Genomic DNA, 21,434 nt, shown 5'->3' on the forward strand with positions numbered 1-21,434 from the left:
CCATGTTTGAACTTGCACTCGAGCCCACAACTTGGGGGCTGCTTTGCGCCGTGGCGTTAGCTGCCGGCTTTATCGACGCTATTGCAGGTGGCGGCGGTTTGCTCACTGTGCCGGCACTGTTAACCGCTGGCCTGCCGCCACACTTAAGTTTAGGAACCAATAAGCTGGCCGCCAGCTTTGGCTCACTGACAGCCAGCTTTACCTACTACAAAAAGCAACTTTTTAAACCCAGCTTCTGGCTCGCTTCGATACTGGCAACGGCCATTGGCGCCATGCTTGGGACCTTACTGGTAGATAGGCTCAGCATTGAATTTCTCAATAAGTTAATTCCTATCATTATAATCGCCGTGGCCATTTATAGCCTAGTTGGCAAGCTCAGCCCCACCGAGTCTCACCACTTGCCAAACAAGACCACTGGGCTCAAAGTGAAACAATGGCTGCAAGGCTTAGCGCTGGGCTTTTTTGATGGCATGGCGGGCCCAGGCACAGGGACTTTTTGGACTGCATCCAATAGCATGCTCTATAAAATGAGCTTGTTGATAAATTGCGGCCTCGCTCGCTCAATGAATTTTGTCTCTAATTTTATCTCGCTGATCACCTTCGTAGCCTTGGGCCACGTGAACTTTTTACTGGGGGTGACCATGGGACTGTTTTTAATGCTTGGTGCTTGGTTAGGCGCTCACTCCGCCATTAAATTTGGCAATAAATTGATTAAGCCTCTATTTAATGTGGTGGTCATCGCCCTTGCCGGTAAGCTTATTGTAGAGGCCTACTTTTCATGAGTGTGGGACTTTTCAAACTGCAACAGCAACTGGATCGCTTAAAGCAACAAGCGGCCGAGTTCGATAACGCCAAATGGTTTGACAAAAACCGCTACATTCAAGCGCAACCGAGCTTATTCGACACCCGAGTATTTCGCACCAAAAGTCTGAAATTAAGCGATTATGTCGATGAAATTGCCGAGGCCATGTCACATTTGCCACCATCCGAACAGCGCCACGCCTTCGCGTTTGCCATTGAGCGCATTGGCAGTCAAATACAAGCCATTTTAAAGGTGTTAAAATCCACCCCAGTGTGGGCAAAAGAAAACAAAAATAAGGCCCCTAAAAAAGCCAAAGTGTATAAAAAAGCAGTGCAAAAAATCATGCAATCATCCCATGAGCTGTACCAAGAGTTATCACAAAACCATGAATTTGAGCGCCGTTTACAAGAGATGATCGATATTCGTCAACAACAAATGGATAAAGCATCGCCACAGCAAGCCAGCAAGCTCAATGGTGAAATTTTAGCCCTTCATGGCCGTTTAGGTCGATGCCGTAAGGCTATCTCAGCCACTGAACAAAAAATTCAAGAAGTCGAGAAAAATCAAAACCGCTAATGATTTATTATCACCACAGCTACAGCCAACTTGATTTACCCGCGCACCATCGTTTTCCTATTTCCAAGTACCAGCAGCTGCATGCCCGGCTGCAACAAGGGCCATTAGCACAGTACCTCAGCACTCCGTCGCAAGCCGCGACCAGAGAAATGCTCTTGGGTTGCCACCATCCAGAGTATGTCGATGCCTTTTTACAAGGTACTTTAAGCGATAAGGCGATTAAGAAAATGGGCTTCCCATGGAGCCAGACGCTGGTTTCACGCACCATTACCTCAGTGGGAGCCAGTATTGAGGCTGCTAAATTTGCCTTACAACACGGCGTGGCAGCCAACTTAAGCGGAGGCTATCATCATGCTCATCCAGATTTTGGCAGTGGCTTTTGTATTTTCAACGATTGGGCCGTGGCCGCAGCTCACCTTATTAACCAAGAGCTAGCTGAAAAGGTGGTGATATTTGACTGTGATGTTCACCAAGGCGACGGCACCGCCACCTGTACAGCACTGCGTGATAACATAGTCAGCTGCTCGGTTCATTGTGAAAGCAACTTTCCTAGGGTAAAGCCCGCCTCCGATTATGATTTTGCATTACCACAAGGGTGCCAAGATGAGCGCTATTTGGAAACTATAAGCGATGCTCTGCAATTGGTTATTCGCCTCCACCAGCCCGATATTATTCTCTATAATGCCGGCGCAGATATCTATCAAGGCGATGAGCTCGGTCAGCTCAATGTCTCTAAATCAGGTGTGAAAGCCAGGGATTCCTTGGTCATGCAATTGGCCGCACAGCATAATACGCCATTAGCCATTGCACTTGGTGGTGGTTATCAACGTAATGTTGAGCACCTTGTTGATATTCATGAACAAACCTTTTTGGCTTTGTTCGATAACCTCGCTATTATGATATAAACTGATCATACACTTTGGTGTATCCTTTTTAGGCGACGCAAAGCACTTGTTGCAGGAGGCAATATGAAGTTACATGACGATATCCATAATTATTATGAAAAATTAGTGGTAGACCACATTGTTAGTCGTAAGCTTGATGCAGTGTACGATGATGATGTGATGGCGGATTTTTGTTGTACTGTGCTCAATCAATTACCAGCTCGATACATTCGCTACGATGTTGATATGGAGTTTTACTTGCCACAATCGGAACGTGTGGAAATGGAAGCCGCAGTAGAAAAAGCCATTGATGTTGCCGTTGCAGAAGTCGCAAAGAAGAAAAAGTTACAACCATGAATAACGCACTAGACCAAGCCCCTACCCATGTAAAATTAGCGGTGGATCTCATCATGCTACTGGAACAGCATGACGTCTCAGCGCAAGATGCCTTAGCCGCTCTAGAGATCGTAAAAGCCGATTTTGAAAACAAGTTGAGTGACAGCGAACCCCAAAAAAATTAACAAATAATATACAAATACGTCATACTGCTGTTCTATTGTGGTGATGCTCCACCCCTTACAGTTAACTAATTAGGAACAGCAATGACCTCAACATCTAGCCTATTTTTGTCTACAGCCCTAGTCTCCACAACGGCTATAGCACATGACTTTAATGCCTTAAACCAAGCCTTACCGGTGCCAAATACCATTGCCGGTACAGCCCCAGTGTTTGACTTTGATGGTGACGGCTGCCTGCCAAGTGCCGGAATAAGCCGAACTGGGCAGCAAAACTCAGGGCTCAAGACCACCGGACGGCTGGGTGGCGATTGCCGTGACAGTCAGTTTTTGGCGACATCGAATACCTTACATCGCTATGCCTGCACCAGCACCGCCCAAGGCCAGTTTTGCGGTCACTTTTATGCCCTTTACTTTAAGAAAGACCAAGTGTTTGATTTTTTTGGTGGCGGCCACCGTCATGACTGGGAGTACGCTGCGGTGTGGCTTAAAGACGGTATGATCACTCATGGCAGCTACAGTGCCCATGGCGATCTTTATACCAAACCGGCATCTGAGTTGCCCTTTGAAAATGGCCTGCTAAAAATTGTTTATCATAAAGACGGGATTCTCACCCACGCATTGCGCTTCGCAAAAACAAACGAAGTGGCAGAAAATGACTACCACTTTTTTGTCACCCCGCCTATTATTAGCTGGTATGAGATGCAAGGTGATGGCCTAAGCAATGCCGAGTTAAGAGACAAGCTGAATAGCTATGATTATGGCTCGGCCACAGTGCCAGTTAAAGACACTCGCTTTCTAGATAACTTAAATCGTTTTCGGCCGTCTGGTTACCCTGCTTTCTCTCAAGCGGATGTCGAACGCGCCCAGTAGTGGCGCAATCAACTAGGCAACTATTTTATTAAGCCGAGTTTGTATTGGGCAAAAAAGACACTGTCGCTTTCACTGTGTTTGGGGTCGATAAAATAGCCAATATCGCTGCGGTGCGGTTTTGTTGCTTGGTGCTTACCATCTTCCCAGTAAAGCACCGCGTGGCGAATAAGCTCACCAAGATAGGTATGATCCCAGCCATAGTGACAGTAGCCATGATGGTCGCTTAGGTAAGGCGAGTAGTTACTATCTAACTCACCATTCACCAGCTGATTTTTATACCGAGCAAAACGCTTGGCGTCAGACTCCGCACTCTCAGGGTGGGTAAAATAAGCAATATCACGCCGTGGCGGTAATGCCTGAGGTAAACCAAACTTTTCCCCTACCTCTTTGCACTCAACCACTATCCACTGCACGAAATGTGCACCAATAATATGGTCCCAGGGTAATGCTACAAACATCAAAGTCTCCTTTTCTTTCGGGTTCGCATGTCAATTTTATTTGGATTATTTCACTTCACTCATAAAGGCAGGGTGGCCGAGATCAAAAAAAGTTTTTCAAAATACAATAAAGCGTTACAAGGTATTTCGAAATTGGCAACTTATCGCGAAATAACGGTAAAGTACCGCTAAATGCTGTGAACGTGATTTTCACAAGAGTGGCACTTTTTTTTCATCTCACTACAATGCACTCAAACTCACAGTGGAAGTAACCTCATGAACCTGACACGAAGTTCGCTCAAGAACCCAGCGAGTGTAATTGTCATTTTAGTGCTCATCATGTTGTTTGGCATGCTGAGTATTTTTAAGCTGCCGATCCAGCTAACACCTGACATAGAGCAACCGCAAATCACCATTTTTTCTGGTTGGCGCCAAGCCGCCCCTGAGGAAATCGAATCGGTGATTATTGAGCCGCTGGAAAACGCGGTAAAAAATACCCCGGGAGCGCTGGAAGTAAACACCAATATTAACCGTGGTAACGGTGCAATTACCCTTACCTTTGCCGTTGGCGCGAATATGCAGCAGGCCATGCTGGATGTCATAACGCGTTTAAATCAAGCCCCTCCTTTACCGCTGGATGCCTTTGATCCTGTGGTGTTTGCTGGCGGTAACAATGGCGAAGCCACCGCAACGTTACAAATCACGCCGTCCAACTATGACAGTGACAGTCTAGATTTAGATATGGCGCAATATCAGCAGCAAATCGATGAGCTAGTTGAACCACGTTTTGCCAGTATTCCCGGCATTGCCAGAGTGGATTTGGCCAGCCAGCGCCCGAAAGAGTTGCGGATCACCTTTGATCCTCATAAAGCAGCCGCACTCGGCATCACCTTAGACCAAATCAGTAATGTATTAGCCAGTTCAAGAGACACCTCAGGGGGCTTGGCAGATGTCGGTAGAAGACAATATACCGTCAGATTTACCGGCCAATACGACTTGTCTGATATGGCACAAATGCGTGTGGGTTACTCTGGTGAGAGACCGATTTATTTAGGTGATATCGCCACGGTTGAAAGAACCTTCTCAGACAAATTAGGAATGAGTGGCCGCAATGGTAAGCCGGCCTATTACATTCGTCTCATTCGTGCCAATGAAGCCAATACCGTGGCACTGCTAGATGAAATAAACCAGGCCATAGACGAGCTTAATCAAGGACCTCTGGCAGCAGCAGGCCTTACCATTGAGCTTAGTTTTGATGCCTCGGTGCATATCCGCAACGCCCTTTCTCTGGTGAAAGGCAATCTCGGCCTTGGGGTGCTTCTATCTTGCTTAATACTCTGGTTGTTTTTCCGCGGCTTTAAAGCAACGTTTGTTATTGCAGCGACCATACCTGTGTCGTTAATGGTGGCGTTTTTAGCCTTAAATATATTTGATCGCAGCCTCAACGTCATTTCACTAGCAGGCCTTGCCTTTGCCGTAGGTTTGGTGCTTGATGCCGCCATTATAGTGCAAGAAAATATCGCTAGGCTACGCAGTGAAGGGTTTGATACCAAGAAGGCAGCACTTAAAGGTGCCGCTCAAGTGACCGGGGCTTTGTTCGCCTCTACCACCACCAGCGTCGCCATTTTCTTACCCATTTTGTTTATGGCTGGCATTGAAGGACAACTTTTCTCCGACTTGGCATTAACCTTATCTATCGCGGTTATCGCTTCGATGATCTGCGCCATTACGATTATTCCACTGGCGAATTACTTGTGGCCAGACACTGGCTCAACGGCCGATCCTTACCGTCAATACTGGCAACGCCTGACCGCGCTAATAATGAAACTAACCAATAACCGAGTGAAACAATTGAGCTGGATCACCGTATTGCTGGGCGGCTCAGTTGTTGCGACCATGACCATGTTACCCAAAACAGACTTTATGCCGCGAGCACCAACGGATGGCTTTTTCTTTAATCTGCTCACGCCCCCAGGCGGTAATGTGAAGTTTATGGAAGAGGAGCTATTACAACGTGCCAAAGAGCGCTTAATGCCCTATTACCTCGGTGACAAAGAGCCTGGCATTAAAGATTTTAACTTTTATGCCTTTGGCGCCAATGCCGGTGGCTTTATTTACTCAGCCGACCCCCAGCGGGTTGAGGAGTTAATGCAGGTGGCAAAAGAAGAAATCTTTGTCGACCTCCCCGATACCCAAGTGTTTTTCTTCCGCGGCTCGATGATCCAAGTGGCCAATGGCGGTGATGGCCGCAATATCAATATCGACCTGACTGGCGCCGACCTAGATAGTCTTGTCAGTGCCGCCAAGCTCACCTTGCAAGAAGTGCAAAGCGCTTTTCCTGAGGCCACCGCTCAGCCACAACCGCGCTTAGACATGGCAGAGCCAGAGTTACAACTAACGCCTAATGACCGTCGTATTACTCAAGCAGGGCTTACTCGCCGTGATATTTCTCGAGCAGTACAAGCCTATACTGGTGGTTTATTCGTTAATGAATATTTCGACGGCAATGAGCGCATGAATGTTATTTTGCGCGGTGAGCGCTGGCAAACTCCTGAAGAGTTAAAAGCCCTACCTATAGTGACGCCTTTATCTGGGGTACAAACTTTAGGGGAACTGGCCAACGTTGAGCGCACCGTGGGGCCCACCCAATTACGCCGTGTGAATGGGCGACGTACAGTAAGTGTGGTGGTGACTCCCCCTGCCAATATGAGTTTACAACAAGCGCAAACGATTTTATCTGAACAGGTAATGCCCAAGGTTCGAGCCAGCTTGCCAGAAGGCGCTGGAGCAATATTAGGGGGCAATGCACAAAAAATGAATTCTGCCATGACAGAGATGGCGATTAACTTTGCGCTGGCGTTATTTATTCTGTTCTTGTTGATGACGGCACTATTCAAGTCGGCCAAAGACAGTGCTTTAGTGCTATTAGTTATGCCGTTAGCCATTGCCGGTGGCGTACTGGCCTTATTTGTTCTCAACCTATTCACTTTCCAGTCGCTTGATTTATTAACCATGATTGGTTTTATCATTTTGCTTGGTTTGGTGGTGAATAATGCCATTTTGCTGGTTGACCAAACTCGCGTTGCTATGGCGAGCGGTATGCCGCGCCAAGATGCCGTTAGACAAGCTGTATTCCTGCGAGCCAGACCCGTGTACTTAAGTACCCTAACTAGCTTATTCGGCATGTTGCCATTAATGCTAATGCCGGGTGTGGGTTCAGAGATTTATCGTGGCTTAGCCACAGTGATCGTCGGTGGTATGGCAATCAGTGCCATTTTTACCCTTATTCTTATGCCCAGCTTGCTGCAACTTGGCCGCCAAACGCCGCCATCAAACACCACAGCAGAAACGACAAAAACGCCGCTCAGTTTAGTGGCCAACCAGTGATCAGTGAGAGAACAATGAAAAGCGTTGTTAAATTTAGCTACCTACTTTTGAATTTTATCGCCTGTTTAATAGCCCTACCCGCTCAGGCAGTGGTTCCTGTGAGCGTTGCCGAAGTAACCAAGGCATCACTCACCAGTGAAATTGCCGTTAACGGCACCATCTACGGCAAGGGCGACGTTACCCTAACCGCTGGCGTTAATGGCCGTTTACTCTACGTGGCGGAGCCTGGTACCCATGTGGTTAAAGGCGAGCCACTGGTGCGCATGGATACCTTGCCTCTGGAACTTGATAAAGCACGGCAACAAGAAATGCTAAAACGGGCTGAAATTAACGTGCGATTATACCGCCAAGAGCTTAAACGCCTGCAACAACTGGCCGAAAGCAGTAGTGCTGCAAAGAGCCAGGTTGATGCCATGCAAAACAAACACGATTTGGCATTATCGGATATTGCGCTCGCTAAAGTAGAACTGCAAGTGATTGAAGATAAGCTACGCCGTGCCACCATTAACGCCCCTTTTAACGGCGTTGTGAGTGAGCGCTTGAAGCGACCCGGTCGCGATGTAAATCGCGCAGAGCCGCTGTTGTCAGTACTTGATCTTGAAAACTTAGAAGTACGCCTGTATGTGCCAGTTAAGTATTTGCGCTACCTCCAGCCAGGTCTGGAATTGCCCATTAGCACCGGAGACCTATCACAACCCCAGCGCAGCAACGCCGTGGTGTCTGCGGTGATCCCATCCACCGATCCTCGCTCTCAAACGGTGGAGATCCGAGCCGCCCTCGCACCGCAACAGCAAAGTAGCTGGGCGGTGGGTCAATTGGTTGATGTGACAGTACCACTGGCCAGTGCCAAAGCGGCATTACTAGTCAATCGAGACGCCTTAATCTTACGTAAGCAAGGTACGCATGTGGTTAAAATTGACACCGAGAATAAAGCGCAGCAAGTACCGGTTCGTGTTGGTAGCGGTAAAGGCCAATGGGTGGAAGTGATCCCAAGTACAGCCGATGCCTTAAATCCGGGCGATAAAGTGGCAATTCGTGGCGCCGAACGACTGCAGAGCGGTCAACAAGTTGAGGTGCAAACTCGCCCTTAAGTGGTCAATGACAAAATTACTAGCCCAATGAGCCACTTCATGGATGAACTGGCTCATTTTTCTATTTTTCTCCCCGCCCTTTTTTCTTTTCCCTTAAAACAGTTAAACTAGCGGCCATTAACTATTGGGGGATATGATGAAACGCACAAAATTAGTCAACCAACTTACCGAGTTACTTAAACCATTTCAGATCAGTGATTACTGCCCAAATGGCTTACAAGTTGAAGGCAAAGAAGAAATTAAAAAAATTGTCACCGGCGTGACCGCAAGCCAAGCTCTCATTGATGCCGCTATTGAGCGTGGCGCCGATGCCATCTTGGTCCACCATGGCTACTTTTGGAAAGGCGAAGATCAGTGCATCACCGGTATGAAAAAACGCCGCATCCAAGCCTTACTCGCTCACGATATTAATTTACTGGCGTATCACTTGCCCTTAGATATTCACCCCGAGCTTGGTAATAACGCCCAGTTAGGGGATTTATTAGGCATTGAATATGAGCGCCCTCTTGAGCCTTGGAATAAAAACAGCGTGGCAGTCAAAGGCAAGCTAAAACAACCTATGACGGCTGAGGCATTCGCCGCGCTAATAGAACAAAAATTACAGCGTAAGCCACTGTTAAACGTTGCAGGCGAGCATGAAATAAAAACTATCGCTTGGTGTACCGGTGGCGGACAAGGCTTTATTGATTTAGCCGCCAGCCAAGGGGTTGATGCTTACCTTACTGGTGAAGCGTCAGAGCAAACCATTCACTCTTCAAACGAGCAGCAAATTCACTTTTTCGCCGCCGGACATCACGCCACTGAGCGTTATGGTGCGAAAGCGTTAGGCGAATACTTAGCGGCGCAATATGATCTTGAAGTTGAATTTATTGATATCGATAACCCAGTATAAGCTTGCCCATGGCTAGGAAAAAACACGCTAATAAAGCCCCGCTGAGCGATAGGAACTTTACTGAACTCAGCCATAAATTTAAGCAAAACATTTATGGCACCAATAAGGGGAAAATCCGCGAAGCAGTGCTTAAACGCGATATTCAGGAGCAAGTGGGCTGGCTTGGTCAGGACCCCAGCAAACGCATCTTAGACTTGGGCGGTGGCCAAGGTCAGTTAGCCTTGTTTTTGGCCGCTCAGGGCCATCATGTGACCCTAGTCGATATCTCCCAAGAAATGCTCGATATTGCTGCACAAAAAGCCCAGCAGGCGGGTCTCAGCGATAAAGTGACCATTATCCACTCACCACTGCAAGATATCGAGCAACTGGCGTTGGGGCAATTTGATTTAGTCTTGTGCCATGCGGTATTGGAATGGCTGGTTGAGCAGCAACAAGCCATCGATTTACTCAAGCGCCAGCTAAGCGCCGATGGCTACTTGTCGCTGATGTATTTCAATTACGAAGCGCAAGTGATGGCAAATATGGTGTATGGCAACTTTGATTACGTCAACAAAGGGCTGAAAGTAAAACAAAAGGTAGGCCTGAGCCCGAATAAACCGCTGCAAGCGGCGGATGTTAACCTATGGCTGCAGCAGGCCAACCTCATTACTTTGCAAAAAACCGGGGTGCGATGCTTCCACGATTACCTGCGAGAGCTAAACAAGGCCGATGAGGACTTTACTAGTTTGCTGGCGTTAGAACTGAAATACAATCGCTGCGAGCCGTATGCTTCGATAGGTCGTTATACCCACCTGATGTTACAGCACAAGCGCTAAAACAGCCATGAAGGGGTTAACTTGCGCTCTTTGCGGCCATTAACTCCTTCTCGCTCTCGGCAATAATTGCTCTATTTGTTGTCTTCGCGGATAACGGGTAACGACTCGGCTTGCCAGCCGTTCATATCCCCTTCAAGGTGTTTTAATGAATAGCCCTTAGGCTGCAAAGCGTCAATAAAAATCCCTGCTCTTCTGCCTGAGCGACAATACACCACCAGGGTTTTATCTTTGAGAGCTTGCAATTGCTGCTGATACTTATCAAGTTGATTGAATGGGATATTGATGGCGCCTTTGATGTGACCAGCGGCGTATTCTTGAGGGCTTCTAACATCCACAATCACATCTGGCTCAGCGCTCATTTGATTGACCAACAACTGCTGCTGTGACACAGACTCAAACTTGGCCGCAAACGCTGTGCTGCTGATTATTAGTAGGGTGAATAGTATCCACTTTTTCATTTAAAACCTCATTGTAATTTATGTTTATAGGGCCTGTGTTACTGGCTTTGATGCTGGCGTTGATAGTGACCATCAAAGGTGATTTGCCAGTCACCACCGGCCACTTTACTTTGCCACAGCTGACGGACTGAACCATCGCCATTTACCCGCCAAGTGATCTTGTCTTGTATCTTTACGCCTTGCAGGTTTTGGCGATCACCCTGCAGCACCATCTCGCCATCTTCCCAGCCGCCTTGTAATTGTAATAACAGTCCACTGCTGTCGACCCAGGTTTGATGCCAACGCCCAGTGGTGACGTCAAAGATGTTAACACTTTCACCATGAAAACCCGATACCGCCTGATAGCGCTCTTTAATCACGCAGCCATTATAGCCTTTGGTGATCTGGTTACTGCCGGCCAGTTGGCCATCGTCACGCACTACTTGCCATTGCCCCAACCAAAAATCAAATTGACGGTGCTCATCTTTTTGGCAGTTCCCATGACTAAAGAAGCTAAATAACAGCATACCCACTGCCGCTTTGCTCTTCATCTTATGTCCTTTTAATAACTCACACAGGTGTTAAAGCATAGTTCAAGAGCTATGTGCCACCCTAATTTCTTACTTTAGCGATTTTTGCGCGCCAACTCTTCCAGCCGCTTACGCTCTGCTAAAATCATTTTTAACATATTCACTCTGAGCTCTGCTTGCAGCTGCTTGAGCTCTGACAGTTGCTGCTCTAAGTGTTTAATTTCATCAATTTTGGTCGCATCTCGATACTTCTTGCTGCCCACATGCTCGAGCTGCAATCGCTCAGTAGACTCGACATCTTGTTGTGAGCTATCGATATTGAGGTAACGCTGTGCTGGTGCTTGTTTCAGGGTGGTAATTTGCTGTTGCAATTGGGTCATTTGTGCTTGTACCAGCTCCATGGCTTGTTCGAGTGCTTCATAGTCTTCTTTGAACACCGCATTATCTTCTTTATAGCCAGCCGCTTCGTCATCTAACTCCTTAGACAACAACACAGCCGTAGGCGATGTTTCTGAGCTTTTCTGAGTAGAGCTGGTATTGCTTGCTGAAGACGCTGGCGTCTGAGCCGCGGATACCTTCGCCTTTTTGCTGAGGCTGGGCCAGCTTGCTAGTGGTTGAATTTGAATGGTCATAGGCTTTCCTCTTTCCTTAGTAAAGCTAGGTTTTTATCGGTACAAACAACTAAAACTTGAGATATAAAATAGCCTCATCGCCTATCGCTCTGCCGTTCTGTGCTGCTGTATTCAAATAGACATCATTTTGCGACGTAAATGTCACATTAACAGGAGAGAATAAGCGCCAAGCTAACTCGGCTAGGAAGTATGTTTGTATAGCCTTTTTTAGGAATGACTCCATCCGAAACGGTCATATTCCACTTTGGCAAGGCACCTATGAGGGAGCGACAAAAACCTTACCAGGCCAGCCATCTTAGTGCTAGTTGATTATCTAAAGTACACCAGTTAAGTCACTTCTCAACCTCAGAAAAGCCTAAGTGCCGTATCGGTATTTGTCTGGCGAAGTCCTCTTTTTGTTTTTACATTCGTTAACGTTTGTATCTATACAGCATACATAGCGTTTCGCTATTATAAACATAGAGGGGAAATAAGTTATCGTTAGCTTGTTTTATGGAATGAATAATTAGGTCCTTTGGAGCGGCTAAAGTGAAAAAGCACTTAAGCATAGCAGTGATGATGACGATGTTGATTGCCTGCAATCAATATCAAGAGGGTCAACCGTTATGGCAAATCGATGGCCAAGGGATCATTTTCAACGGTCAACTGCAAACCAGCCGCACTGCTGCCAAAATCGCTTGCAGTCAATGCCAAGTCAGTCAGCACAATGAAATCCGACCATCGGGCCCCGCCAGTTATACCTTAATAAAAGAAAACGATGACCTCAAAGCGATTTGGGGCAAAAGCCATCATGCTGCATTGTACATCCCCAACAGTGGCGACAGGCCGCTCATCAATTTAGCCGCAGATACCGAAGCTGGCGTCTGGTTAATGGATATTGACAGCACTCCTAAGCCATTGAAGGTCGGCAAAGTCAATTATGTCATGCTAGGTAAAAAAACCTATCAGGTAGTGATCGCCGCCAACTCACAGCATAATGATTTTGAGTATTCGGTGTTAGTTAAGTAACTCGCTTCTTCCCTCAACGAAGTCTATTTAGGCATCACAGCTTATTTCATTACTCACCGCCTGTTGCTAGCACAATAACAAAGTTTCCTGTCAACATTGCAGCCCCGTAAGGCTTTCTCTAAAATACAACTAAATCAAATTAGAGATTGGAAACTCATGGCTCAATATATTTATACCATGTCGCGGGTGAGCAAGGTTGTGCCACCTAAGCGCACTATTCTTAAAGATATTTCACTGTGCTTTTACCCTGGCGCTAAAATTGGTGTTTTAGGCCTAAACGGTGCGGGTAAATCGACGCTACTGCGCATTATGGCTGGCGTTGATAACGAGTTTGAAGGCGAAGCACGCCCTCAGCCTGGTACTAAAATTGGTTATTTGCCGCAAGAGCCGGTACTTGATGAAAGTAAAACCGTGCGCGAGACCATTGAAGAGGCAGTGAGTGAAGTAAAACAAGCTCTGGCAAGGTTAGATGAAGTTTACGCCGAATACGCGATGGAAGATGCGGATTTTGATGCGCTAGCTAAAGAGCAAGGTGAACTGGAAGCGATTATCCAAGCTCACGATGGTCATAACCTCGATAACGCCCTTGAGCGTGCCGCTGACGCGCTGCGTTTACCTGAGTGGGACGCTAAAATTGAGCACCTGTCAGGGGGGGAACGCCGCCGTGTGGCCATTTGTCGCTTACTATTAGAAAAGCCAGATATGCTTCTTCTGGATGAGCCTACCAACCACTTAGATGCCGAGTCGGTTGCTTGGCTAGAACGCTTCCTACACGACTATGAAGGCACCGTGGTTGCCATTACCCACGACCGCTACTTCCTTGATAATGTTGCAGGTTGGATTTTAGAGCTTGACCGCGGCCATGGTATTCCATGGGAAGGTAACTATTCTTCATGGCTTGAGCAAAAAGATGCACGCTTGAAGCAAGAAGAAAAGTCAGAAAAAGCGCGACAAAAGTCTATTGAGAAAGAGCTTGAGTGGGTGCGCTCAAATCCTAAAGGCCGTCAGGCAAAATCTAAGGCTCGGATGGCACAGTTTACAGAGCTGCAGCAAAACGATTATCAAAAGCGTAACGAGACCAACGAGCTATTTATTCCACCGGGTCCACGTCTAGGCGATCAGGTCATTGAAGTGAATAATTTACGCAAAGGTTTTGGCGACCGCTTATTAATTGATGATTTAAGCTTTACTGTGCCTAAAGGTGCAATTGTTGGGATCATCGGTGCCAACGGTGCAGGTAAATCCACTCTGTTTAGAATGTTAAGCGGTGAGCAACAACCTGACGGCGGTGATATCACCATTGGTGAGACTGTTGAAATTGCTACAGTTGAGCAGTTCCGCGATGATATGGACGGCAACAACACCGTATTCCAAGAGATCTCTAACGGCCAAGATATTCTAAAAATTGGCAACTTTGAAGTACCAAGCCGGGCATACGTCGGCCGCTTTAACTTTAAAGGCAATGACCAGCAGAAGTTTGTCAAAGAGCTTTCTGGGGGTGAGCGCAACCGTCTCCACTTAGCGAAACTACTGAAGGCTGGCGGTAACGTACTGTTACTGGATGAGCCAACCAACGACCTCGATGTCGAAACCCTTCGTGCCCTAGAAAACGCCATTTTGGAATTCCCAGGCTGCGTAATGTGTATTTCCCACGACCGTTGGTTCCTAGACCGTATTGCCACTCATATTCTCGACTACCGTGATGAAGGGCAGGTAAACTTCTTCGATGGTAACTACACCGAATACGAAGAGTGGTTGAAGAAAACCTATGGTGCAGAAGCGGCAGAGCCTAAGCGCATCAAATACAAAAAAATTGGTTAATCACCAACCCCATAAAAGAGCCCCATTGATTGGGGCTTTTTTATTACCATAAATCTCCCGCTCGGCTTTGTTTTTATCAACACAAATACTACCCTTGTAATTCATCGCTAACGTTTTGCTTAGCCAGCTTAAAAGCGCTCGAGTTTTCTCATTTGCGTTAAATAAGCTATTATTAAATTATGACTTTTTTTAGGATCGAGTATGAAAGAACGCAGACGTTTTTCCAGAGTAACCTTTACCAATGAGGCGCGCTTTATGGCGTCGAGTGGTGACTTTACCTGCGAAATTTTAGACCTTTCACTCAATGGCGCCTTAGTCACCTTGCCTGATGGCTATGTGCCACTGAAAAATGATCCCGCTAGCCTTACTTTTTACTTGCCTGACAGTGACATTAAAATCACCATGGAGGTAGAGGTACGCCATGTTGAACTGGGCCATTTAGGCTTGCATTGTCGCCAAATTGATTTGGAAAGTGTGTCACATTTAAAACGTTTGATTGAATTGAACCTAGGGGATGATGATATACTGCATCGTGAGCTGGAGCAGCTTACCCATGAAGATAATTAAAAAATAAGAGAAAACTATGATATTGGAGTCATTACAAGGATTTATTCCCTTTATTACCTACTTTGGCCTAGCCTACCTTCTGACGCTGTTATTTTTGTTTGTATACACCAAGATTACTCCTCACTGTGAGTGGAAGTTAGTCAAAGAAAATAATCCTGCGGCTGCCACTGCGTTTTGTGGCACCATCATTGGTTTTGTTTTGCCTATTGCTAGCGCCGCCGTCAACGCCGTCTCTCTAATCGACTTTGCTGTATGGGGTGTTATTGCTGGGGTTATGCAGTTAATTACTTTCTTTATCGTTAGACTGTACATGCCCAAACTGTCGGAAAAAATCGAAAGTAACCATATCAGTGCAGGGCTATTTTTAGGCGGTGCCTCGTTGGCGACTGGAATTCTAAATGCCGCGTGTATGACCTATTAAGGAGTCGAGATGAAAAGGAGTAAATCAATCAAATTGACTTTATTAATGGGCGCAACCGGTGGCCTTACAGCCTGTGGTGACCGCGACGAGTCAGCACTTATTTTTCAAGATGTTGATGAGTGTACCTCTTTTGGTGTCGAGCAAGAAGCTTGTCAGTACCAATACCAGCAAGCCTTACAAAACCATCAGCAGGAAGCCCCCAAGTACGCTGCTGAACGCTTGTGTGAAAGTGATTTTGGCTACGACCGCTGTGAAGAATCTGGTGGTATTTGGCGCCCCATCATGGCTGGCTTTATGGTCGCGGCCCTTGCTGAAGCCGTCGACGAAGGCTTGGACATGATGAAAAAGCGCAAACGCAAAAAAGCGGCCTTTCTAAGCGGTGGCTACTACTCAGGTGCCAAGCCATTATACCGAGCAAGAGACGACTTTTTTAGCTATCGCAACTCGCAAAACGACTTTGTTGCTTCTTCTCGAACTGCTGGCACAACCACCGTAAAAAGTTCCAAGCTCAATTATAAACCCAGAGCAAAATCAGTCACCAGAAGCCGTGGCGGCTTTGGCCGCAGTGCCTCTAGAAGCAGCTGGGGAAGCTAGGGAATTCCCTAGCTCCATACCTGCCGCCACACTTCTTAATTAGACCAACCAAGTGGTATAGCAAAACAGCAATGGCTCACAAGAATAATTAAGCGATACTCGCCATGTTTAGAATAACAGCCAAAGAGCGGCCCGATTGGCAGGCACAAGCCCAAGCCCATGGGTTTGAATTTCACACCATGTACGGTGAAAAGTATTGGGACGAAAGCGCCTACTACCAGTTTTCTCTGAAACAAATTGAGCAAGACCTCGAAGCTCCTAGCGAAGAGTTACATCAAATGTTGCTCCATGTAGTGGAGTTGGTTTGCAATGACGAAGCCCTGTTACAACAATTCGCGATACCACAGTCGCAATGGGAACTGGTTACCCGCTCATGGCGACGCCGTGACTTAGCCCTTTATGGTCGCTTTGACTTTAGCTACGATGGCAAATCACCGGCTAAACTGCTTGAGGCCAACTATGATACTCCCACGTCGTTATTTGAAACTGGCTACTGGCAGTGGCTGTGGCTGCAACAGCAAGTCGACGCCGGTCAGCTACCAAGAAACGCAGATCAATTTAACAGCCTGCAAGAAGCATTGATTGAGCGTTTTTATCAGTTACATAAATTCCACCGCGGCCAGCCGCTTCACTTTGCCTGCTGCAAAAACAGCAGCGAAGACTTAGGCACAATTCAATATATGCGCAGTTGTGCTATGGCGGCAGGATTGAAAACACGAGAAGGTTTTATAGAGGATATTGGCCTCATTGAAGACCAGTTTGTTGACCTCCAGTCACAACCAATCCATTGGATGTTTAAGCTATACCCTTGGGAGTTTATGTTTACTGATGAATATAGCCACTCCCTGACGGCGAGTAATACCCAATGGCTTGAGCCGGCATGGAAAGCCATTTTATCAAATAAAGCGATACTGCCCTTACTGTGGCAGACCTTTCCGAACCATCCGAACTTACTGCCAGCCTATTTTGAAGCAGACAAAAGTAAGCTCCAGCATCACCCCAGTGGTTATGTCAAAAAGCCCTTATTTTCTCGTGAAGGCGCTAATATCGACATTTATCGTCATGGTCAGTTGCTGGCGCAATCTTCTGGTGACTATGGCGCTGAAGGCTATATCTACCAAGCCTACCATGCCTTACCAGAGTTTTCTGATATGCGTACCTTGATAGGATCATGGATGGTTGGCGATAATGCCGTGGGTATCGGCGTCAGAGAAGACAGTAGTCTCATCACCCAAGATTTAAGCCGATTTTTACCTCACATCATCCTTGGGTAAATAAAAATTAACACAAACTTAACCTTTGTACTACAGTATATAGTACCAAAGCGTTGAGCGGATCCATGGCCCTACTGCAACAACAACCTCCCCTGTTGTGATGGTAATGCTATGCAGTTGCACAGTAAGCCCCAAGTTCGATTAGCTCATTCGCGATGTTCACTGGGGTATTGCACTTCGAGTAGCAGTCTTATTCTCAACCTTAATAACCTTTGCCGTGGTAAATAGTCCATTGGCAATGAATAAAGGCTGTTTAGTAAAGCAGCAATACACCAGCACGGCGCATTAATAAAAAGCTATTTTTACAACCATCATAACCACTTGACGAGCTAGGAAGTAAAAGCAGTCTGCCTCAAAAGTGTGAGACATCATCGTATAAGGAACTGTTATGACTCACTATAAACTTGGTAAAGAAATCAAACCACAAACCATTCCGTCTAAAGTCAAAGTAGCCATTGTTGGCGCAGGTATGTCGGGGCTATATAGCGCTTGGCGACTACAAAATGAAGCCAATATCGATGATATTGCCATCTTTGAGCGCAGCAATAGAACTGGCGGGCGACTGGACTCGGACTTGATCCATTTTAAGGACAAACGAGCTGGTGCAGCCCCTGATAGCACCATTACCGTTAAAGAAGAACAAGGCGGGATGCGCTTTTTATTCGAGGGCATGGACGATTTAATGGCGCTGTTTTTAACTCTGGGCTTAGAAGATCAAATTGTCCCTTTTCCAATGAACAGTGACGGCAATAACCGCCTCTTCTTTCGCGGTACGAGTTTTTCTGCCAAAGAGGCACAAGAGTCAGATTACCAAATCTGGTCGGCACTCTATAATCTTGATGCCAATGAGCAAGGCGTAAACCCAAAAAGCATCATCAATGTGGTGTTTAACCGTATTTTACAGGTTAACCCTCAGTTTGATGGCCGCCCAACTGTACGCGGACCTGAGTTTTGGCAGGCATTTCGGCTTGAGTGCCAATGGCAAGACAAACCGTTGTATGAGTGGTCTCTATGGGATCTGCTCAGTGACATGGGCTATAGCCAAGAATGCATCACTATGCTTTATCGAGTATTGGGCTTCAACGGCACATTTTTATCCAAAATGAACGCCGGTGTTGCCTACCAATTGCTGGAGGACTTTCCCGCTAGCGCTGAGTTTAAAACTTTTAAAGATGGCTTTAGTACCCTCCCCAATGCCCTAGTGGATAAAATTGGTAAAGATAACATCCACCTAAAAACACAGATCGATAGCATCAGTTTTGATGCTAACCGTAAAGAGTATATCTTACACTACAGTCAAGCGGATCAACCCGACCAACCTAAAGCCACGGTTGCAGCAGATAAGGTGATTTTAGCCTTACCCCGCCTTGCGCTGGAAAAGCTCTTTCTCCGTTCAGACGCATTCCAACGGCTAGAAGCCAATACTCGCGATCACCTATGGGATACACTACAAAGTACAACCAATCAGCCTTTGCTAAAAATCAACCTCTATTATGACTCGGCTTGGTGGGGGACGGGTATGACTGGTCGCCCTGCGGTGTCTTTTGGCCCTAACTTTGCCGACTTACCCACCGGCTCTGTGTATCCTTTTTATGCTCTGGATGACCCATTAGCTGCGGCATTGATGTATGACGAGCGCGATGCCAACCCAGATAAAGAGACCCAAGCGAAGCTCGATTTAATCGAAGCGCAAAAATACAGTCGACCCGCGGCACTTACCATCTATTGTGATTATCTCAATATCAACTTTTGGAGTGCCTTGCAAAATAAGGGCGCTTTATATCACCACCCCAGAGAAGCTGAGTTCATTGAGCAGCCAGTTCCTAGCGATATTTACCCAGCCACCGAAGCGGTTGTAAACCAAGCCACAAAGTTCTTTAAAGACATCTTTAATACCCATTATGTGCCTGAGCCAATTCTTACCAGTGCGCGTATTTGGGAAGGGAATGTTAATTTCAACATCCCAGAGCAGTTTCAATTTGGCTTTGGGGTTCACCAATGGGCAATTGGTACCGATGATAAAGAGGCCATGTCCACTTTGGTTGAGCCTTTACCTCAGCTATACACCTGCGGTGAAGCTTTCTCTGACTATCAAGGTTGGGTTGAGGGCGCGCTACGCTCAGCAGATTTAGCCTTAAATAAGGGCTTTGGCTTAGCACCTTTTGATAAAGTATTCCAGCAACAAAACCCCACAGGTAAAACCTCCTCCGAAGCTATCCAAGAAGCTTACCTAGCAAATTCCGATAGCATGATAATGGAGTACATTGATCCTAACTTTAAGCCTAACTGCGCGAACAAGAGCAAAGCCAGTCGTAAGCAACCCGAGAGCGTACTTGGCGTCGATCTTAGCTATTTCGATACATCAGAAGCAAAATAAGCAGTTGATCACAGCAAACTAAATAGACAAGAGGAGCAACCCTCCTCTTTATCAGTTAAAAGGATTGATCATGAGTAATCATAATTTTACCGTTGCAGAGTATTTAAAACTGCGTTTAGAGCAAGTGGGTGTGGCACAAATGTTTGGTGTTGCCGGTAACTACACCGCTGCACTGCTGGATACTATTTTGGCAGATGAAGCTTCGCCAATTACGATTTCAGGTAACGCCAATGAGATCTGTGCTGGTTTTGCGGCTGATGCCCACGCTCGCTTAAAAGGACCAACAGCACTTTATGTTACCTACAGTGTTGGGGCATTTAGCCTACTTAACACCATCGCCGGCTCTTATGTTGAGCAAGTGCCCGTAATTCTTATTAATGGTGCACCGACCAATAAAGAAGATCAAACGTCAAAAAGAGCAGGCTTGCTGTACTCCCATACAACTGGTTATGAGTTTGTCGATATCCATATGTTCAAACCCATTACGGTGGCCGCTGAGCGCATTACTAATGCCGCTCAGGCACCGTATCAAATTGACTCCGCATTAACCGCAATGTTAACCCATAAAAGGCCGGTTTACCTTGAGGTGACCGAGGATGTATGGCGCAGCACCTGTAATGCCCCAAGCGCTAATATTCACTCCGGCAGTGGCACCACGTTGACATTCAGTGAAGCCAAAGCTGCTGCTGCGGCAACGGTAGAGTTAATGTTGAGCCGTCCCAAGAGTATATTTTGGGCCGGTGTTGAACTACAGCGCTATGGTTTACAAGCAGAGTTTTTACAGCTGTTAGATGAAATCAATAGTCATCATAGCGTGGAGCATGGTGATATCCGCTTTGTCACCTCGGCGATGAGTAAGTCTGTGATCTCTGAGTTACACCCACAGTTTGAAGCTTGCGTTACCCTGTCTCCCGATGAAGTAGATAAGCTGGTTTCACAAGACGGTGTTTTAGTCGGTATTGGCGCATGGACCACAGGGAAAGATACTGGCAATAAAGATATCCGCAGTGAGCGTACTGTGCTTGCTGCGCATCAGGGAGTCTATGTTGGTGCTAAGTTCTTTCCATCTGTGCAATTAAACGATTACTTACAAAGCCTTACTGAAGCATTTAAGGCGATAAGACACGACAGTGCAAAACTCAAAGGACTTCGTTTACAGCAACCACACCGAGTTACAAATAACGCAAGCACAGTAGAGCTCGGCTACGACAGCTTTTTTAATGCATTAGGGCAATTCCTAACTAAAGATGACATATTGACCGTGGATGCTGGCTTTCCCTTGATCGCAGCACAGTCAGTAACAATCCCAGCTCAAGATGGCTTTATCGCACAAGCCTCTTGGTTATCTATTGGCTATTCAGTCCCCGCAGGGACCGGTGTAAAATGCGCTTTTCCCGAGAAGCGCGCTATGGTTGTAGTAGGCGATGGCGCCTTCCATGAAACCTGCTGTTGCCGCGCGCGAAAACTTAACGCGAATTGCGCGAAAACTGCGAATTTTGCA

General features: G+C 46.6%; 22 protein-coding genes. 18 read left to right on the plus strand and 4 right to left on the minus strand.

What is annotated here, in order from left to right; all coding sequences use genetic code 11:
- Positions 1–2 precede the first annotated feature (2 nt).
- The 6 genes from ACNKW2_RS13660 to ACNKW2_RS13685 all read left to right on the plus strand — a co-directional run bounded on the left by ACNKW2_RS13660 (position 3) and on the right by ACNKW2_RS13685 (position 3,650).
- Positions 3–782 carry a TSUP family transporter gene (locus ACNKW2_RS13660; protein WP_419149064.1) on the plus strand — a complete coding sequence of 260 codons (780 nt, stop codon included), beginning with the start codon at positions 3–5 and terminating at the stop codon, positions 780–782.
- The gene (locus ACNKW2_RS13665) at positions 779–1,378 is read left to right on the plus strand and encodes a primosomal replication protein (RefSeq protein WP_336567029.1); all 600 of its coding nucleotides are present in this window, start codon (positions 779–781) and stop codon (positions 1,376–1,378) included. Before ACNKW2_RS13660 ends, ACNKW2_RS13665 begins: the two co-directional genes overlap by 4 nt.
- A complete protein-coding gene (locus ACNKW2_RS13670) occupies positions 1,378–2,283 on the plus strand; it encodes a histone deacetylase family protein (RefSeq protein WP_419149065.1) in 906 nt (301 codons plus the stop codon). The genes ACNKW2_RS13665 and ACNKW2_RS13670 overlap by 1 nt, the downstream gene beginning before the upstream one ends.
- 63 nt (positions 2,284–2,346) lie before the next feature.
- Entirely contained in the window at positions 2,347–2,619 is a 273-nt protein-coding gene (locus ACNKW2_RS13675) for a late competence development ComFB family protein (RefSeq protein WP_419149066.1), read from the plus strand.
- Positions 2,616–2,783 (plus strand): DUF2496 domain-containing protein, encoded by a 168-nt coding sequence (locus ACNKW2_RS13680; protein ID WP_419149067.1) that lies wholly within the window; start codon positions 2,616–2,618, stop codon positions 2,781–2,783. Before ACNKW2_RS13675 ends, ACNKW2_RS13680 begins: the two co-directional genes overlap by 4 nt.
- Positions 2,784–2,864: 81 nt before the next feature.
- A complete protein-coding gene (locus tag ACNKW2_RS13685) occupies positions 2,865–3,650 on the plus strand; it encodes an NPP1 family protein (RefSeq protein WP_419149068.1) in 786 nt (261 codons plus the stop codon).
- Positions 3,651–3,670: 20 nt separating this feature from the next.
- Here the strand turns inward: ACNKW2_RS13685 and ACNKW2_RS13690 are convergent, their stop codons facing one another.
- Positions 3,671–4,108, minus strand: coding sequence for a hypothetical protein (locus ACNKW2_RS13690; protein WP_419149069.1), 438 nt, complete (start codon positions 4,106–4,108; stop codon positions 3,671–3,673).
- 255 nt (positions 4,109–4,363) lie between these two features.
- On the opposite strand from ACNKW2_RS13690, the gene ACNKW2_RS13695 reads away from it, so the two are divergent.
- The 4 genes from ACNKW2_RS13695 (at position 4,364) to ACNKW2_RS13710 (ending at position 10,272) form a co-directional block, all read left to right on the plus strand.
- Positions 4,364–7,474: an efflux RND transporter permease subunit gene (locus tag ACNKW2_RS13695; RefSeq protein ID WP_419149070.1), complete on the plus strand. Its 3,111-nt coding sequence runs from the start codon at positions 4,364–4,366 to the stop codon at positions 7,472–7,474.
- Between the two features lie 14 nt (positions 7,475–7,488).
- The gene (locus tag ACNKW2_RS13700; RefSeq protein ID WP_419149071.1) at positions 7,489–8,565 is read left to right on the plus strand and encodes an efflux RND transporter periplasmic adaptor subunit; all 1,077 of its coding nucleotides are present in this window, start codon (positions 7,489–7,491) and stop codon (positions 8,563–8,565) included.
- Positions 8,566–8,701: 136 nt separating this feature from the next.
- The gene (locus tag ACNKW2_RS13705) at positions 8,702–9,457 is read left to right on the plus strand and encodes a Nif3-like dinuclear metal center hexameric protein (protein ID WP_419149081.1); all 756 of its coding nucleotides are present in this window, start codon (positions 8,702–8,704) and stop codon (positions 9,455–9,457) included.
- Positions 9,458–9,465: 8 nt separating this feature from the next.
- On the plus strand, positions 9,466–10,272 hold the full coding sequence (locus ACNKW2_RS13710; RefSeq protein WP_419149072.1) for a methyltransferase domain-containing protein: 807 nt from the start codon (positions 9,466–9,468) through the stop codon (positions 10,270–10,272).
- 71 nt (positions 10,273–10,343) lie between these two features.
- On the opposite strand, the gene ACNKW2_RS13715 is transcribed toward ACNKW2_RS13710, so the two are convergent.
- The 3 genes from ACNKW2_RS13715 to ACNKW2_RS13725 form a co-directional block, all read right to left on the minus strand.
- The gene (locus ACNKW2_RS13715; protein WP_419149073.1) at positions 10,344–10,730 is read right to left on the minus strand and encodes a rhodanese-like domain-containing protein; all 387 of its coding nucleotides are present in this window, start codon (positions 10,728–10,730) and stop codon (positions 10,344–10,346) included.
- Between the two features lie 38 nt (positions 10,731–10,768).
- A complete protein-coding gene (locus ACNKW2_RS13720) occupies positions 10,769–11,260 on the minus strand; it encodes a hypothetical protein (protein WP_419149074.1) in 492 nt (163 codons plus the stop codon).
- Between the two features lie 74 nt (positions 11,261–11,334).
- Positions 11,335–11,871 (minus strand): hypothetical protein, encoded by a 537-nt coding sequence (locus ACNKW2_RS13725; protein ID WP_419149075.1) that lies wholly within the window; start codon positions 11,869–11,871, stop codon positions 11,335–11,337.
- 528 nt (positions 11,872–12,399) lie between these two features.
- On the opposite strand from ACNKW2_RS13725, the gene ACNKW2_RS13730 reads away from it, so the two are divergent.
- The 8 genes from ACNKW2_RS13730 to ACNKW2_RS13765 form a co-directional block, all read left to right on the plus strand.
- Positions 12,400–12,879 (plus strand): hypothetical protein, encoded by a 480-nt coding sequence (locus ACNKW2_RS13730; RefSeq protein ID WP_419149076.1) that lies wholly within the window; start codon positions 12,400–12,402, stop codon positions 12,877–12,879.
- A 156-nt stretch (positions 12,880–13,035) separates the two neighbouring features.
- Positions 13,036–14,700, plus strand: coding sequence for an energy-dependent translational throttle protein EttA (ettA, locus tag ACNKW2_RS13735; RefSeq protein ID WP_336567047.1), 1,665 nt, complete (start codon positions 13,036–13,038; stop codon positions 14,698–14,700).
- Positions 14,701–14,901: 201 nt separating this feature from the next.
- Positions 14,902–15,267 carry a PilZ domain-containing protein gene (locus ACNKW2_RS13740; protein ID WP_336567048.1) on the plus strand — a complete coding sequence of 122 codons (366 nt, stop codon included), beginning with the start codon at positions 14,902–14,904 and terminating at the stop codon, positions 15,265–15,267.
- Between the two features lie 16 nt (positions 15,268–15,283).
- A complete protein-coding gene (locus ACNKW2_RS13745; RefSeq protein WP_336567049.1) occupies positions 15,284–15,688 on the plus strand; it encodes a DUF350 domain-containing protein in 405 nt (134 codons plus the stop codon).
- Between the two features lie 9 nt (positions 15,689–15,697).
- Entirely contained in the window at positions 15,698–16,282 is a 585-nt protein-coding gene (locus ACNKW2_RS13750; RefSeq protein WP_336567050.1) for a DUF1190 domain-containing protein, read from the plus strand.
- Between the two features lie 104 nt (positions 16,283–16,386).
- Positions 16,387–17,556 (plus strand): glutathionylspermidine synthase family protein, encoded by a 1,170-nt coding sequence (locus ACNKW2_RS13755; RefSeq protein ID WP_419149077.1) that lies wholly within the window; start codon positions 16,387–16,389, stop codon positions 17,554–17,556.
- 388 nt (positions 17,557–17,944) lie between these two features.
- Entirely contained in the window at positions 17,945–19,933 is a 1,989-nt protein-coding gene (locus tag ACNKW2_RS13760; protein ID WP_419149078.1) for an FAD-dependent L-amino acid oxidase, read from the plus strand.
- A 70-nt stretch (positions 19,934–20,003) separates the two neighbouring features.
- On the plus strand, positions 20,004–21,434 hold a 1,431-nt coding region (locus ACNKW2_RS13765; protein ID WP_419149079.1), incomplete at its 3' end, for a thiamine pyrophosphate-binding protein.

It is taken from the genome of Pseudoalteromonas 'SMAR' (genome assembly GCF_048515945.1).
Classification (GTDB): domain Bacteria; phylum Pseudomonadota; class Gammaproteobacteria; order Enterobacterales; family Alteromonadaceae; genus Pseudoalteromonas.